This is a genomic window from Microbispora sp. NPDC049633, from assembly GCF_040675265.1.
Lineage (GTDB): Bacteria > Actinomycetota > Actinomycetes > Streptosporangiales > Streptosporangiaceae > Microbispora > Microbispora maris.
In genome coordinates this window covers 1-12,666 of sequence record NZ_JBFAOO010000087.1, presented here as the reverse complement: position 1 = coordinate 12,666, position 12,666 = coordinate 1, and the positions used below count along the sequence as shown (strand labels likewise).

At 72.7% G+C, this 12,666-nt stretch carries 14 protein-coding genes; 6 read left to right on the top strand and 8 right to left on the bottom strand.

Features of this window, described 5'->3' with window-relative positions; all coding sequences use genetic code 11:
- The first annotated feature begins 97 nt into the window (after positions 1–97).
- Positions 98–715, top strand: coding sequence for a BTAD domain-containing putative transcriptional regulator (locus tag AB0J39_RS22305; RefSeq protein ID WP_363467768.1), 618 nt, complete (start codon positions 98–100; stop codon positions 713–715).
- Between the two features lie 445 nt (positions 716–1,160).
- Here the strand turns inward: AB0J39_RS22305 and AB0J39_RS22300 are convergent, their stop codons facing one another.
- The 7 genes from AB0J39_RS22300 to AB0J39_RS22270 form a co-directional block, all read right to left on the bottom strand.
- Entirely contained in the window at positions 1,161–2,102 is a 942-nt protein-coding gene (locus AB0J39_RS22300; RefSeq protein ID WP_363467766.1) for an ATP-binding cassette domain-containing protein, read from the bottom strand.
- A gap of 89 nt (positions 2,103–2,191) precedes the next feature.
- The gene (locus AB0J39_RS22295) at positions 2,192–2,848 is read right to left on the bottom strand and encodes a maleylpyruvate isomerase N-terminal domain-containing protein (RefSeq protein WP_363467764.1); all 657 of its coding nucleotides are present in this window, start codon (positions 2,846–2,848) and stop codon (positions 2,192–2,194) included.
- A gap of 62 nt (positions 2,849–2,910) precedes the next feature.
- Positions 2,911–3,663 (bottom strand): sulfite exporter TauE/SafE family protein, encoded by a 753-nt coding sequence (locus tag AB0J39_RS22290; RefSeq protein ID WP_363467762.1) that lies wholly within the window; start codon positions 3,661–3,663, stop codon positions 2,911–2,913.
- Complete coding sequence (locus AB0J39_RS22285) at positions 3,660–4,667, bottom strand: NAD-dependent epimerase/dehydratase family protein (RefSeq protein ID WP_363467760.1); 1,008 nt, start codon at positions 4,665–4,667, stop codon at positions 3,660–3,662. Before AB0J39_RS22285 ends, AB0J39_RS22290 begins: the two co-directional genes overlap by 4 nt.
- A 3-nt stretch (positions 4,668–4,670) precedes the next feature.
- Positions 4,671–5,207 (bottom strand): GNAT family N-acetyltransferase, encoded by a 537-nt coding sequence (locus AB0J39_RS22280; RefSeq protein ID WP_363467758.1) that lies wholly within the window; start codon positions 5,205–5,207, stop codon positions 4,671–4,673.
- Between the two features lie 270 nt (positions 5,208–5,477).
- Positions 5,478–6,062, bottom strand: coding sequence for a DUF4865 family protein (locus AB0J39_RS22275; protein ID WP_363467794.1), 585 nt, complete (start codon positions 6,060–6,062; stop codon positions 5,478–5,480).
- A 29-nt stretch (positions 6,063–6,091) separates the two neighbouring features.
- Positions 6,092–6,649, bottom strand: a complete 558-nt coding sequence (locus AB0J39_RS22270) for a TetR/AcrR family transcriptional regulator (protein WP_363467755.1) — start codon at positions 6,647–6,649, stop codon at positions 6,092–6,094.
- A 137-nt stretch (positions 6,650–6,786) separates the two neighbouring features.
- Between AB0J39_RS22270 and AB0J39_RS22265 the strand changes: the two genes are divergently transcribed.
- Complete coding sequence (locus AB0J39_RS22265) at positions 6,787–7,449, top strand: lysophospholipid acyltransferase family protein (RefSeq protein WP_363467752.1); 663 nt, start codon at positions 6,787–6,789, stop codon at positions 7,447–7,449.
- Between the two features lie 60 nt (positions 7,450–7,509).
- Entirely contained in the window at positions 7,510–9,132 is a 1,623-nt protein-coding gene (locus AB0J39_RS22260) for a penicillin-binding transpeptidase domain-containing protein (protein ID WP_363467750.1), read from the top strand.
- Positions 9,133–9,159: 27 nt separating this feature from the next.
- On the opposite strand, the gene AB0J39_RS22255 is transcribed toward AB0J39_RS22260, so the two are convergent.
- Positions 9,160–9,414 (bottom strand): DUF3040 domain-containing protein, encoded by a 255-nt coding sequence (locus AB0J39_RS22255; protein ID WP_363467748.1) that lies wholly within the window; start codon positions 9,412–9,414, stop codon positions 9,160–9,162.
- Between the two features lie 135 nt (positions 9,415–9,549).
- Between AB0J39_RS22255 and AB0J39_RS22250 the strand changes: the two genes are divergently transcribed.
- The 3 genes from AB0J39_RS22250 to AB0J39_RS22240 all read left to right on the top strand — a co-directional run.
- Entirely contained in the window at positions 9,550–10,593 is a 1,044-nt protein-coding gene (locus AB0J39_RS22250; protein WP_363467745.1) for an Rv2578c family radical SAM protein, read from the top strand.
- 49 nt (positions 10,594–10,642) lie between these two features.
- Positions 10,643–11,314, top strand: coding sequence for a 50S ribosomal protein L11 methyltransferase (locus AB0J39_RS22245; RefSeq protein WP_363467742.1), 672 nt, complete (start codon positions 10,643–10,645; stop codon positions 11,312–11,314).
- An 80-nt stretch (positions 11,315–11,394) separates the two neighbouring features.
- Positions 11,395–12,666: glycosyltransferase family 4 protein (locus tag AB0J39_RS22240; RefSeq protein ID WP_363467739.1), on the top strand; the 1,272-nt coding region annotated here is incomplete at its 3' end.

The window sequence follows — 12,666 nt, the reverse complement described above, 5'->3', positions numbered from 1 at the left end:
CCGGGCTCACCAGCCCCTGGCCGTACTGATCCGCTACCTCGGGCTCGTTTGGGGCTCATGACACGGTTCTTACCGGCACCCCTTCATGGCGGCCCTGATGCGAGCGCTCGCCAGAGCCGGACGTACGGCCGAGGCGTTGACCGTGTACCAGCGGACGCGTGAGCGGCTCGCCGAGGAGCTGGGCACCGGCCCGTCGGGCGAGCTCTCCGCGCTGCACACCGCACTGCTGCGGGGCGAGCTGGGCGAGCGGGCGGAGAACGGCAGGACGAACCTGCGCGCCGAGCTGACCAGTTTCGTCGGCAGGGACGACGACGTCGCCGCGGTCGCCGCTCTGGTCGCCGGGCACCGGCTGGTCACCTTGACGGGGCCGGGCGGCTCCGGCAAGACGCGGCTGGCCACGGAGACCGCGCGGACGATGCTCGCCGAGCTGCCCGATGGGGCGTGGCTGGTCGAACTGGCCTCGGTGCCGGCGGGCGGTGAGCCGGCGCAGGCCGCCCTCACCGCGATAGGCCTGCGGGACCAGGCGCTGCTGGGCGGCGCGCGAATCTGGTGCGCAAGGACATCGGCTCCGACGCGCACACCCTGTCGGCCATGGCGCGGATCTGCCGGGCGCTCGACGGGATCCCGCTGGCGATCGAACCGGCCGCGGCACGCCTGCGCACCATGTCCGTCGATCAGCTGGCACACCGGCTCGATGACCGGTTCCGGCTGCTGACCGGCGGCAGCCGTACGGCACTGCCCCGGCACAGGACGCTCCGCGCGGTGATCGACTGGAGCTGGGATCTGCTGACCGAGCCCGAACGGCGCGTGCTGCGGCGGCTCTCGGTGTTCTCCGGCGGGGCGAGCCTGGAGGCGGCCGAGCGGGTGTGCGGGGACGGGGCGCTCGCTGGCGATGGGGCGCCCGGCGGGGAGCAGGTGCTCGACCTGCTGACCGCCCTGGTCGAGAAGTCGCTGGTGCTGGCCGGCGGCGAGGACACGCCTCGCTACCGGATGCTCGACACGATCAGGGAGTACGCGGCGCACCGGCTCGCCGAAGCCGGGGAGACCGAGCCGGCGCGCCGGGCGCATCTCGCCTACGACGCCGTTGAACAGCGCCAGGGGGTTTCGCAGGGTGTGCCGGAAGTTGCGCCGCAGCATGGTCGCGGAGTCCGAGATGACGTTCATCGTGTGCCGACCTCCTTGTTCGCGTCGCCGGTGAGGGCGAGGAAGACGTCGTCCAGGTCCGGGGTGTGCGCCGACAACTCCTCGACGTCGACGGAGTGGGTGTCGAGCCGGTCGAGCAGCGTGCGCAACGACCTCACCCCGCCGTCTCCGGGCACCCGCAGGGTCAGATGCTCGTCGTCCCGTGTGGAGCCCGGCAGGACCCGCGCCGCGGCGTCGAGTTCGTCCCTGCCGGTGAACCGCAGCCGGACGTGGCTGCCGGGAACCCGCCGCTTGAGCTCGTCGGGGGCGCCCTCCGCGACCAGCCGGCCCCGGTCGAGTACGGCGATGCGGCCGGCGAGCTGGTCGGCCTCCTCGAGATACTGCGTGGTGAGGAAGACGGTCGTGCCGTCCGCGACCAGTTCCCGGATGATCTCCCACTTGGTGCGGCGGCTGCGCGGGTCGAGCCCGGTCGTGGGCTCGTCCAGGAAGACGACCTGCGGCTTGCCGACCAGCGTCATGGCGAGGTCCAGCTTGCGGCGCATGCCGCCGGAGTAGGACGCCGCCGGTCTGCCCGCCGCTTCGGCCAGGTCGAACCGGTCGAGCAACCGGCGGGCGACCGCTCTGCCCTCCTTTGGCAGGTGCAGGAGATCCGCCACCAGCAGGAGGTTCTCCTCGCCGGTGAGCAGGTCGTCCACCGCGGCGAACTGCCCGGTGACCCCGATGGCCGCGCGCACCGCCCTGGTCTCCGTGACCACGTCGTGCCCGGCGACGACCGCTTTGCCGGCGTCGGGGGTCAGCAACGTGGTCAGCACGTTCACCGTCGTCGTCTTCCCCGCGCCGTTGGGCCCGAGCAGGGCGAAGACAGTGCCGGTCCGGACGTCCAGGTCGACGCCGTCGAGCACGATCTTGTCTCTGTATGCCTTTCGCAGCCCCGAGGCCGTGATGGCTGATCCGTTCATGGCGTCCACGATCTCCGGCCGCCCTGACACCGGGCCGTCGCCGTGCTGACGCGGCCGCTGACACGCCGGGTCCGCGTGCGCTGATCAGGTCAGCCGAGGACCATCGGGAGCCTCGCGGCCAGCTCGCCCAGTTCCGCCTGCTCCGCGGTGGTCGGCGCACGCCGTCCCGTGCCGGCCAGCAGCGCGTCTTTGTCCGAGAACGACGCGGGGAAGGCACTTGCGGCGATCTTCTCGAGCATCTCGCGGGACCGGGCGAGTCCCTCTGCGGGCGGCTCCGGAGCGTGCGGCAGGTGCGCGACCAGGTCCAGGTGGTGCAGCGTCCACTCCAGGACGTACGCCGAAAGGTAGTCGCCCGCGGTGAGGACCTCCCCGCGGGTGCCGACCCGGAGGTCCGGGTCGGCGAGTTCGGCGGCGCGGCCCGCGGCGGAGCCGACGTCGTCGAGGTGGAACTTGAGCAGCCGGGGCTCCTCGTAGGCGGCGGCCAGCCGGACGATCAGCGCGTCGAGCGGGTCGTCGCCGCTCGGCGGCGTTTGGGCGACGTCCCAGTAGGTGATCGCGTCGCGGGTCGGTTCGGTGCCGGCCGGGGTCACGAGGGTGATCAGGACGTCCTGGGCGTCGATCACCAGATGGCACACCAGGTCCCGTACGAGCCAGCCGGCACAGCCGGACGGCCGTGCGAAGTCCTCGTCCGGTAGTTCGGCGACCACCCTGCGCAATGCCGTCCACGAGCGCGCGAAGAGATCCACATTCGGCACGGTAGTGCGCGGCGCGACGGGCCCGCCACCTAAGTCGACCGGCGACTCGGCGATCAGCCGCCCGGCGCGACCCACAGGCGGACCGCCAGGCCGAGGCCGATCAGGGCGACCAGCCAGCGCAGCAGCCCGGCCGGCAGGCGCCGGGTGACCCGGGGACCGAGCGTGGACCCGGCGAACAGGCCCGCCGAGAGAGGGACGACGGCCGCCCAGTCGACGGGCCCGAAGACGGCGAACCCGGCGGCGGAGACCAGGGCGCCGGCGCCGAGCAGCATGTTCTTCAGGGCGTTGGCGGCGGGCAGCCTCGGCTCGGAGGTCACCAGAAGGAGGGCGAGGATCATCACCCCCGACCCCGCGCCGAAGTATCCGTTGTAGACCGACAGGGCGGTCAGCCCGAGCAGGAGAACGGCGTCCGCGGTACCACGCCGCTCGTGACGTACGGCGAGCCGGGGCTGCGCGAGCAGCGCCAGCGAACCCGCGGCCACGAGGAAGGGCACGACGCGGGCGAAGACACCGGGCGGGGTGGACAGCAGCAACGCCGACCCCGTCGCCCCGCCGAGCGCCGACAGCGGCAGCCACCGCCGCAGCCAGGGCCCCTTCCCGCGCAGCTCGGGCCGTGAGGCGAGGGCCGAGCCGGGCCAGCAGGCGACGAGCGCGACGATGTTGGCCACGTTCGCCGCGAGTGCGGGAAGGCCCGCCGCGAGCAGCGCCGGATAGGAGATGAGGGAGGTGATGCCGCCCGCGGTGCCGACCAGCCCGGCGAGGACCCCGGCGGCGGCCAGCAGCGCGAGGTCCCCGACGCCGGTCACGCCCCGGCGTGGGTCCCGCGCGCCGATCGCCGCCAGGCGTCGATCACGGCCCGCTCCTCGGCGGGGTCGAGCCCTGGCGGGAACGCGGGAACCTCCCCGGACCCGCTCAGCCACGCCCAGGTGTCGGCGACGGTCTCCACCACCGGACGGCACCGCAGCCCCGTGGCCACGGCCCGGCCGACGTCGGTCCGGATGAGCCCCGCCAGCTCGGGCCCGGGCGGGATCCATCCCGGCAGCGCCGCCCAGCGGTCGATCCCGGCGGCCTCGATCACGTCGGGCTCGACCCACACCGGCTCGGCGAGCCCGCCGGTGACCGCGACCGCGGACTCCAGCAGGTCGCGGGTCGTGCAGTGCCCCTCCGGGTTGACCAGGTTGACCGGGCCCCGCACGCCGCCCTCGGCCGCGTCGAGCAGCCAGGCGGCGAGGTCGCGCACGTCCACATAGCGGAACGGCTGGTCGGCCGGGCCGGGGGCGAGCATCTCCCCACCCCGCGCGGCCCGCAGCAGCCAGTGCGGCAGCTGCCCGGGAAGCTCATGCGGGCCGAGGATCAGCCCTGCCCTGGCCAGCACGGCGCGGTCGCCGAAGGCCTGCTCCACCGCGATCTCGCCGCCCCGCTTGTTGGGGGCGTAGTCGACGTCCTCTGCGTCCGCCGACGCCTCGACCGTGGGCCAGTCCTCGTTCAGGCCGGCCGACATCGGAGGGGCGTACACCGCCCTGCTGGAGACGTACAGGTATCTGTCCGCGCAGCCGGCCAAGGCGCGGGCGCTGTCCCGCACCACCCGGGGCGCGCCGGCCCAGGTGTCCACCACGGCGTCCCACCGGACGTCGGTGAGCGGGGCGAGGTCGGCCGGGCGCAGCCGGTCGCCGGTCACCGCCTCGGCCGCGGGGTGGGCCCATCCGGCCAGCCCGCGGGTGAACGTGGTCACGTGCCAGCCGCGCTCCACCGCGGCCGTGACCACCCACCGCCCGACGAACGTCGTGCCGCCCAGCACCAGCAGTCGCATGGCTCAGCCCTGCCTGCGGATGCGGTACAGGACGTGCCGGCGCAGCGGGTGCCCCTCGGGGAGCACCGGGTGGTCGAAGTCCCCCGCGGGGTCGTGGGTCATCCCGATCCTCCGCATCACGGCCTGCGAGCGGACGTTGGGCACCGCCGTGAACGAGACGATCTCGGTCAGGCCGAGGCGGCCGAACCCGTCCTCCAGCGACGCCCGTGCCGCCTCCGAGGCGTACCCATGCCCCCAGGCGGAGCGGGCGAGACGCCAGCCGATCTCCACGCACGGCGTGAAGTGCGCGGTGAACCTGGGGACCTGCAGTCCGGTGAAGCCGATGAACTCGCCGTCCGCCTCGACCGCCCACCAGCCGAACCCGCGCTCGTCGAACCCGGCGTCGGCGCGCTCGGCGAGCGCGTCGCTCTCCTCGCGGGACAGCGTGGCCGGGAAGTGCTCCATGACGGCCGGATCGGCGTTCAGCGCCGCGAACGGCTCCTTGTCCTCCTCGCGCCACCGCCGCAGCACGAGTCGTGCAGTATTGATCGAATTCGTCACCAGCCGACGATAGTGCACGTGGGCTTCTTGGGGCGCTGATGACGGACCCCGATGCGGGGGGCGGGAGAAAGCAGGGGCGGAAATCGGCTAGAGTCGTTCATGGCCGATGTGGTTTGTGTCCCCCGGGCCGCAATCACCGCCTTCACGGAATACCGTTCGGCTGGAGCCGTGTTGTGCATCTCGCCGAGGAGGCGACCGCCACATCGGCCCTCGACGTGGACGCCCCGCGAGACTCCGGTCTCGCGGGGCCGTCGTCTCGTTCCGGGGCCGTCACCAGGCCCGGCCCGCGGGCAGGCTCGTCAGGCCGGGCGCGGACAGGTGCAGCACCTCGTAGCGCTCGGCGTCTCCGTGAACGCCCGGCGCCTCCCGCTCCCACAGTGCGAACGTCATCAGCCGCCAGTGGTGAGGGTCCACGGCGAGGGCCGCGGTGTGCAGGCCGTCGGCGCCGCCCAGCTCACGCAGTCCGGCGAGGGCGGCCGCCACCTGCTCCGTCAGGTCGGCCGAGTGGGGCAGCGAGACCAGCCGCCGCGACGCCGCGCGGGGCGCCCTCCCCCTGGCCGGCCCCGCCTCGACGGCCAGCCCCGTCCAGTGCCGTACGGCCGGGCGGCCGAAGTCGGCGACGATGCCCTGGAAGCCGCCCCCGCCGACCAGGAACTCGCCCATCCTCCCGGCGTCGTTCCAGAGGTAGAACGGCGCGTACTGGTTGACCGGGGAGCCGGCGGCGCCGCGCTCGCGGACCAGGTAGGCCTTGAGCCCGAGTCCGGGCCGGTCGTCGAGGGCGTGGCCGCGGGTGGCCACCCGCTCCCGGATGATCGTCATGTCGTAGTCGGCGGGCAACGTGATCTCGTACTGCATCGCGTACACGGGCGGGTCTCCTTGTGTGCTCAGGCGCGGGACAACAGGGCGAGCACCCCGTCGACGGCCTGGTGGAACGGCTCGGGCGAACCGGCCGCGCGGGCCAGGACGTAGCCGCCCTGCAGCACCGCAACGACCGTCGCGGCGGTCCGCGCGGGATCGAGGCCCGCGTCGAGCTCGCCCCGGTCGCGGCCCTCGGCCAGCACCGCCGCGAGCCGGTCGCGCAGCCACCCGAACGTCTCCTCCAGCGGCCGCCGCAGCGCCGGATCGGCCATGATCTCGGGGTCCTGGGTGAGCCGGCCGATCGGACAGCCCCGCAGCACCTCCCGCTCGCGCCGCAGGTAGGCCGACACCCGCTCGACGGCCGTGCCGGGGCCGCCCAGGATCTCCTCCACCCCGGCGCGCATCTCCTCCGCCGTACGGCCGATCGCGGCCAGCGCGAGGTCAGGCTTGCCGGAGAAGTGGTGGTACATGCTGCCCTGCCCGGCCCCCGCCCGCTGCTGGATGGCCCGCGGGCTGGTCCCGACGTAGCCGCGCTCCCACAGCAGTTCGCGGGTGCTCTCGATCAGGCGGTCCGATGTGCTCATGCCGTACATACTAGTAGGTACAGACGGGCCATGGTGAAGCCGCACAAAACACGAAGGGCCCCGTTGCAGGGGCCCTACACCTGTGCGGGGGTCAGGTCGCCCTAGGGTATGTGCGTCGGACCGGAGAAGGAGAGGCCGTGCTCTACCCCGCCCTGAAGCTCGTCAGCGTTCCCGTCATGCACGCGCTGTGGCGGCCGCGGACGGAAGGACTCGAGCACGTTCCCGCGCACGGGCCCGCGATCCTCGCCTCCAACCACCTGTCCGTCCTCGACTCGTTCTTCATGCCGGCCGTGGTGCCGCGGATGGTGCGGTTCGTGGCGAAGAAGGAGTACTTCACCGGCAACCCCGTCGTGGCGGCATGGATGCGCTCGATGGGGGCGATGGAGATCGACCGCGAGAACGTCACAGCCGCCCAGGACATGCTCGACGCCGCGGTGGAGGTGCTGAAGGCCGGCGAGTTGTTCGGCATCTATCCCGAGGGCACCCGCTCCCCCGACGGCCGTCTCTATCGGGGGAAGGTCGGCGTGGCCTGGCTCACGCTGACCACCGGCGCCCCGATCGTGCCCGTCGCCATGCTGGGCACCGAGAAGGTGCTGCCGCCCGGCGCGTCGGTGCCGCGCCTGCACAGCATCGGCGTGCGGTTCGGAGAGCCGCTGATCTTCACCGGCGACGCGGGCAACGCCCGGGACCGGCGGCGGGTGACCGACGAGGTCATGGCCGCGATCCAGCGCCTGTCCGGCCAGGAATACGTCCCCCGGTACGGCGCCAGCGTCAAGAGCGCCGGGGAAACAGGAGTGTAAATAACGATTTGACCCCGCTAGGCTCTGGTCCCGACCGCAAGGCCGTCATTGGGGGTGCACGTGCCGCGAGGACGTACTGTCGCGATCTCGGCCGCCGTGGCCGTCGTGCTGGTGGGGGCCGCCGCCGGCGGCGCCTACTACGTGCTGCACACGCGCGGCACGCCGCAGGAGACCGCCGCGCGGTTCACCGCGGCCTGGTCGCGGGGCGACCTCGCGGCGATGAAGGCCGAGCTGGCCGCTCCCGCCCCCGGCTTCGACGCGGCGTACGCCGAGCTCACCAAGAACCTCGCGGTGGCGAAGGTCGCCGTCCGCGACGTGCGGGCCGGCGCGGCGAAGGACGACAGGGCGACCGCGTCCTACACCGCCACGGCCACCGTGAAGAACGTCGGCGACTGGACCTACCGGGGCTCGCTGAAGCTGGTGGTCAAGGACCACTACTGGAAGGTCGACTGGTCGCCGGCCGCGGTCCACCCCGCGCTCGACGGGACCAACCACCTGGCGCTCAAGACGTCATGGCCGCAGCGGGCCGCCGTCACCGGCGCCGGCGGCGGCCGCATCGACGGCGGCGACGTGGGCGGCTCGGTGCAGCAACTGGTCGGCTTCCTGGACAAGGCGACGGACAAGGACGTCGAGAAGCTGGGCGCCGCCTACAAGAAGGGCGACGCCGTGGGCCGCGGCGGCCTGCAGGAGACGTTCCAGAAGCAGCTCGCCGGCACCCCCACCACCGAGATCCGGGTGGTGGGCGAGAGCCGCGAGACCCTGCACGCCGTCGAGGGCTCCCCCGGCAAGGACCTGCGGACCAGCCTCGACCTCAAGGTGCAGGGCGCCGCCGCCGACGCGGTGCGCGACCTGGACAAGCCCGCGTCGCTCGTCGCGGTCAGGCCCTCGACGGGCGAGATCCTCGCCGTCGTCAACAACAAGGGCGGGTTCAACCGCGCACTGGACGGCAAGTACGCTCCCGGGTCCACGTTCAAGACGATCACCGCTGCCGGGCTGCTGGCCGAGGGACTCACCCCGTCGAGCCGCGTGACCTGCCCGAAGGAGGCGGTCGTCGGCGGACTGAAGATCCGCAACTCCGACCACGAGGCGTTCGGGTCGCTGTCGTTCCTCGACTCCTACGCCCACTCCTGCAACACCACGTTCGCCCCGCTCGCCGCCGACAAGCTGGGCGCGGCCAAGCTGTACGACCTGGCGACGGACCTGGGCTTCAACCAGCCGCTGCGCATCGGCGTCCCGGCGACCGCCGGCAGCATGCCGAAGGCCACCAGCGACGCCGACCTGGCCGCGGAGTCGTTCGGGCAGGGCAGGATCACCGCCAGTCCCCTGGTGATGGCGACCGTGGCCGCGGCGGTGGCCGACGGCTCCTGGCGGCCGCCCACACTGGTGCCCTCGCTGAAGCAGAAGGCCGCTCCCAGGGAACTGCCGGGCGACGTCGTCACGGGCCTGCGGTCGATGATGAGAGCGGTCGTCACCAAGGGCACCGCCCACGCCGCCGGGCTGCCCGCGGGGACGGCGGGCAAGACCGGGACCGCCGAGTTCGGCACCGGGCCGGAACTCGACTCGCACGCGTGGTTCATCGGGTATCGCGGCGACCTGGCCTTCGCCGTCGTCGTGGAGGCGGGCGGCATGGGCGGCAGCGTGGCCGCGCCGGTCGCCGCGCGCTTCCTCAAGGGCCTGCCCTGACCCCGCCCGAGTGAGATGACGCCGGCGCTACACGGGGAGAGCGGCGGCGTCGTGCCGCAGGGCCATGACCAGCAATGTCGCGATCAACGTGGCGATGAGCAGCCAGCTCACCGCGATGATCACGGTCGAGCGGCCCGGCCGCCGGCCGGAGGCCCGCTCCTGCCGTCCACGCTCCGCACGGTGGTTGAACGACTCGAGCCTGGCCGCGAGCTTCGGATCCTCGTCCGTGAGGTGCCGCTCGATCATCGCCAGCATCCGCTCTTCGTCCTGCGACCAGGCCATCGCGCAACACTCCCAGAACGCAAGGTATGTGCCGACGTTCTGCCCAACGATGAAGATCGTTAGCCGTTTCCAGGCTCGCGATTTACGACGTGTTGCATGTTGCGATCTCGATCGAACCTATGTTCTAATCAGGGGGTGCGATGGGACGGGCTGCGCCTCGAGACCGACGAAGGCGGGCAAAGCGAGACGACACCCCTGTTCGCCCGGTCGGCCGTGACGAGGACCTTCGACACCCCCGAGTTCCGCGGCGTCACCTTCTACGAGATCCACGCGCGGTCGATCGTCAACCGGGTCCCCGCGGCGAGCCGGGTCCCGTTCGAGTGGACCGTCAACCCCTACCGCGGCTGCACCCACGCGTGCACGTACTGCTTCGCCCGCAGGACGCACGAATACCTCGACCTGGACTCCGGGCGGGACTTCGACTCGAAGATCGTGGTGAAGGTCAACGCCCCCGACCTCGTACGCAGGGAGCTGGCGGCGCCCCGGTGGCGCGGGCAGCCCATCGCGATGGGGACCAACGTCGACTGCTACCAGCGGGCCGAGGGCCGCTACCGGCTGATGCCCGGCATCCTCGGCGCCCTGCGGGACGCCCGCAACCCGTTCTCCATCCTGACCAAGGGCTCGCTCATCCTGCGCGACCTCGATCTGCTCGCCGAGGCGGCCGAGGTGACCGACGTGAGCACGGCCGTCTCGATCGGGTTCACCGACGAGTCGCTGTGGCGGGCCGTCGAGCCCGGGACCCCCGCGCCGCGCAAGCGGCTGGAGGTGTGCGCCGCCCTCAACGAGCGCGGCGTCGCGTGCGGCGTGCTGATGGCGCCGATCCTCCCCTATCTGTCCGACTCGCCCCGGGCGCTGGAGACCACCGTCCGCCGCATCGCCGAGGCCGGCGCCACGCACGTGACGCCGATCGTGCTCCACCTGCGGCCCGGCGCGCGCGAGTGGTTCATGGCCTGGCTGTCCCGCGAGCACCCCCGGCTCGTCCCCCGCTACCTGGAGCTGTACGGCAGGGGCGCCTACGCCCCCAGGGCGTACCAGGAGCGGATCGGCGAGACCGTGCGGGCGCTCGCCCGCGAGCACGGCGTCGGCCGGTCGGCCCCGCGCGGCGCTCGTGCCGCGCGACGGCTCGGCGAGCGGCCGGTCCGCCCGCCCGCGGCGGCCGAGCAGCTCACGCTTCTGTGACCGGAGGCGTGACCCGGAGGCCTGGCCCCTGCGGATACGATCGGCCACCGTGCAGGACGACACCGGGAACACCGGGGATGCCGAGGAGTTCGTGCGTGCGCACACCGGGCTCGCGGCCGTGCCGTACGTGCCGGAGATACGGCTGCATGTGATCTCCACGCATGCCGCGCGGGGCGCCGGTGAGGACGACCGCGTGTACGAGCTGTGGGAGCGCGCCGGGCGGCTGCCCTTCTGGGCCTGCCCCTGGGCCGGCGGGCAGGCGCTGGCCCGGCACGTGCTCGACCATCCCGAGATCGTGCGGGGGCGTACCGTTCTCGACCTCGCCACCGGCTCGGGACTGGTCGCGGTCGCCGCGGCGCTGGCCGGAGCCGCCCTGGTCGTCGCCAACGACGTCGACCCGTACGCGCTGGCGGCCGTCAGGCTCAACGCCCGCGCCAACGGCGTCGCGGTGCGGGTCGCCGGGGGCGACCTGCTCGACGGGACGCCGTCCCAGCAGGTCGTGCTGGCCGGGGACGTCTACTACGAGGAGCCGCTGGCCCGGCGGGTCACCCCGTTCCTGTCCCGCGCGGGCGGCGACGTCCTTATCGGGGCCCCCGGCCGCGCCTGCTGCTATCTCCCGGACGGCGTGTTCGAGCCGGTCGGCGTGCATGAGGTGCCCGCCGCACTGGAGGACACCCCCAGCAAACGGACGACCATATATCGGCTTTCACACACAACGTGACTTAGATCACAACAACGAGGCAACTGCCGGTTACGTCATAGGGAAAGGGGATCTTCATCTGACACGAACGGGGCGTGACTGTGTCTTCTCTTCACCGCAGGGTGGCCAGGAAAGCGGCCAGGGTGGTCGTACGGGCGCTGGAGGCCCGTGACCGGCAGCGTGCCCGGTCTGCGCCGCCGCCCGACGGTCGCGAAATCCGGATCCTGCTGCTGCACGCCAACGGCATGGGCGGCACGATCCGCACGGTCTTCAACCTCGCCGGGTATCTGGCGCGCACCCACGACGTCGAGATCGTGAGCGTGGTGCGGGAACGCGAGGAGCCCTTCCTCCCCGTGCCCCCCGGAGTGCGCGTCCGCTACCTCGACGACCGGCTGCCTCGCCGCAAGGGCCTGCTGTCGCGGTTCCCGAGCAGGCTGGTGCCGAAGGACGAGGCGGCCTACCACTGGTTCACCCTGCGCACCGACCTCAAGCTGGTCCGCTACATCCGCTCCCGCCGCCAGGGCATCCTCATCGGGACCCGGCCCGGCCTGAACCTGATCGCCGCGCGCTTCGCGCCGCCGGAGATCATCACGGTCGCGCAGGAGCACGGGAACCTGTCCTCGCACCAGCCGCTGGTGCGCAAGCAGATCACCCGCAGGTACGGCAGGCACGACGCGGTCGTCACGCTCACGCAGGCCGACCTGCGCACCTACGAGCGGTCCTTCGAGAAGGCGCGCAAGGACCTGCCCGCCGTGCTCGCGCAGGTGCCCAACGCGACGCCCCGCCTCAACGGCGGCGTCTCGCCGCTCACCGCGAAGACCGTGGTCACGGTGGGCCGGTTGACCTGGGGCAAGGGCTACGACCTGCTCATCCGCGCGTGGGCGCACGTGGCGGAGCGGCACCCGGACTGGACGCTACGCATCTACGGCGGCGGCCCCCGGCAGGAGAAGCTCCAGGCGTCGATCGACAAGCGCGGGCTGTCCGATCGGGTGTTCCTCGAGGGCCCGGCCGAGGACGTCGGCGCCGTCCTCGCGGACGCCTCGATGTTCGTGCTGAGCTCCCGCCACGAGGGCATGCCGATGGTCATCCTGGAGGCCATGAGCAAGGGCCTCCCCGTGGTCAGCTACGACTGCCCGACCGGACCCAAGGAGATGATCACCCACGGTCACGACGGCCTGCTGGTGAAGCCGGAGAAGATCCACGCGATGGCCGACGCCATCTGCACGCTCATCGAGGACGAGGACCTGCGCCGCCGGATGGGCGCCACCGCGCTGACGACGGCGGCGCGCTACGACCTCGACGTCATCGGGGCGCGGTGGGAGGACCTGCTGTCCGGACTGGTGGCCCGGCGGCGCGGTCTGCCGCCCGGCGGC

What these genes read in the sequence shown, in the direction of transcription:
- AB0J39_RS22305 (WP_363467768.1), top strand. Translation starts at nt 98, where the DNA reads ATGCGAGCGCTCGCCAGAGCCGGACGTACGGCCGAGGCGTTGACCGTG.
- AB0J39_RS22300 (WP_363467766.1), bottom strand. Translation starts at nt 2,102, where the DNA reads ATGAACGGATCAGCCATCACGGCCTCGGGGCTGCGAAAGGCATACAGA.
- AB0J39_RS22285 (WP_363467760.1), bottom strand. Translation starts at nt 4,667, where the DNA reads ATGCGACTGCTGGTGCTGGGCGGCACGACGTTCGTCGGGCGGTGGGTG.
- AB0J39_RS22275 (WP_363467794.1), bottom strand. Translation starts at nt 6,062, where the DNA reads ATGCAGTACGAGATCACGTTGCCCGCCGACTACGACATGACGATCATC.
- AB0J39_RS22270 (WP_363467755.1), bottom strand. Translation starts at nt 6,649, where the DNA reads ATGAGCACATCGGACCGCCTGATCGAGAGCACCCGCGAACTGCTGTGG.
- AB0J39_RS22255 (WP_363467748.1), bottom strand. Translation starts at nt 9,414, where the DNA reads ATGGCCTGGTCGCAGGACGAAGAGCGGATGCTGGCGATGATCGAGCGG.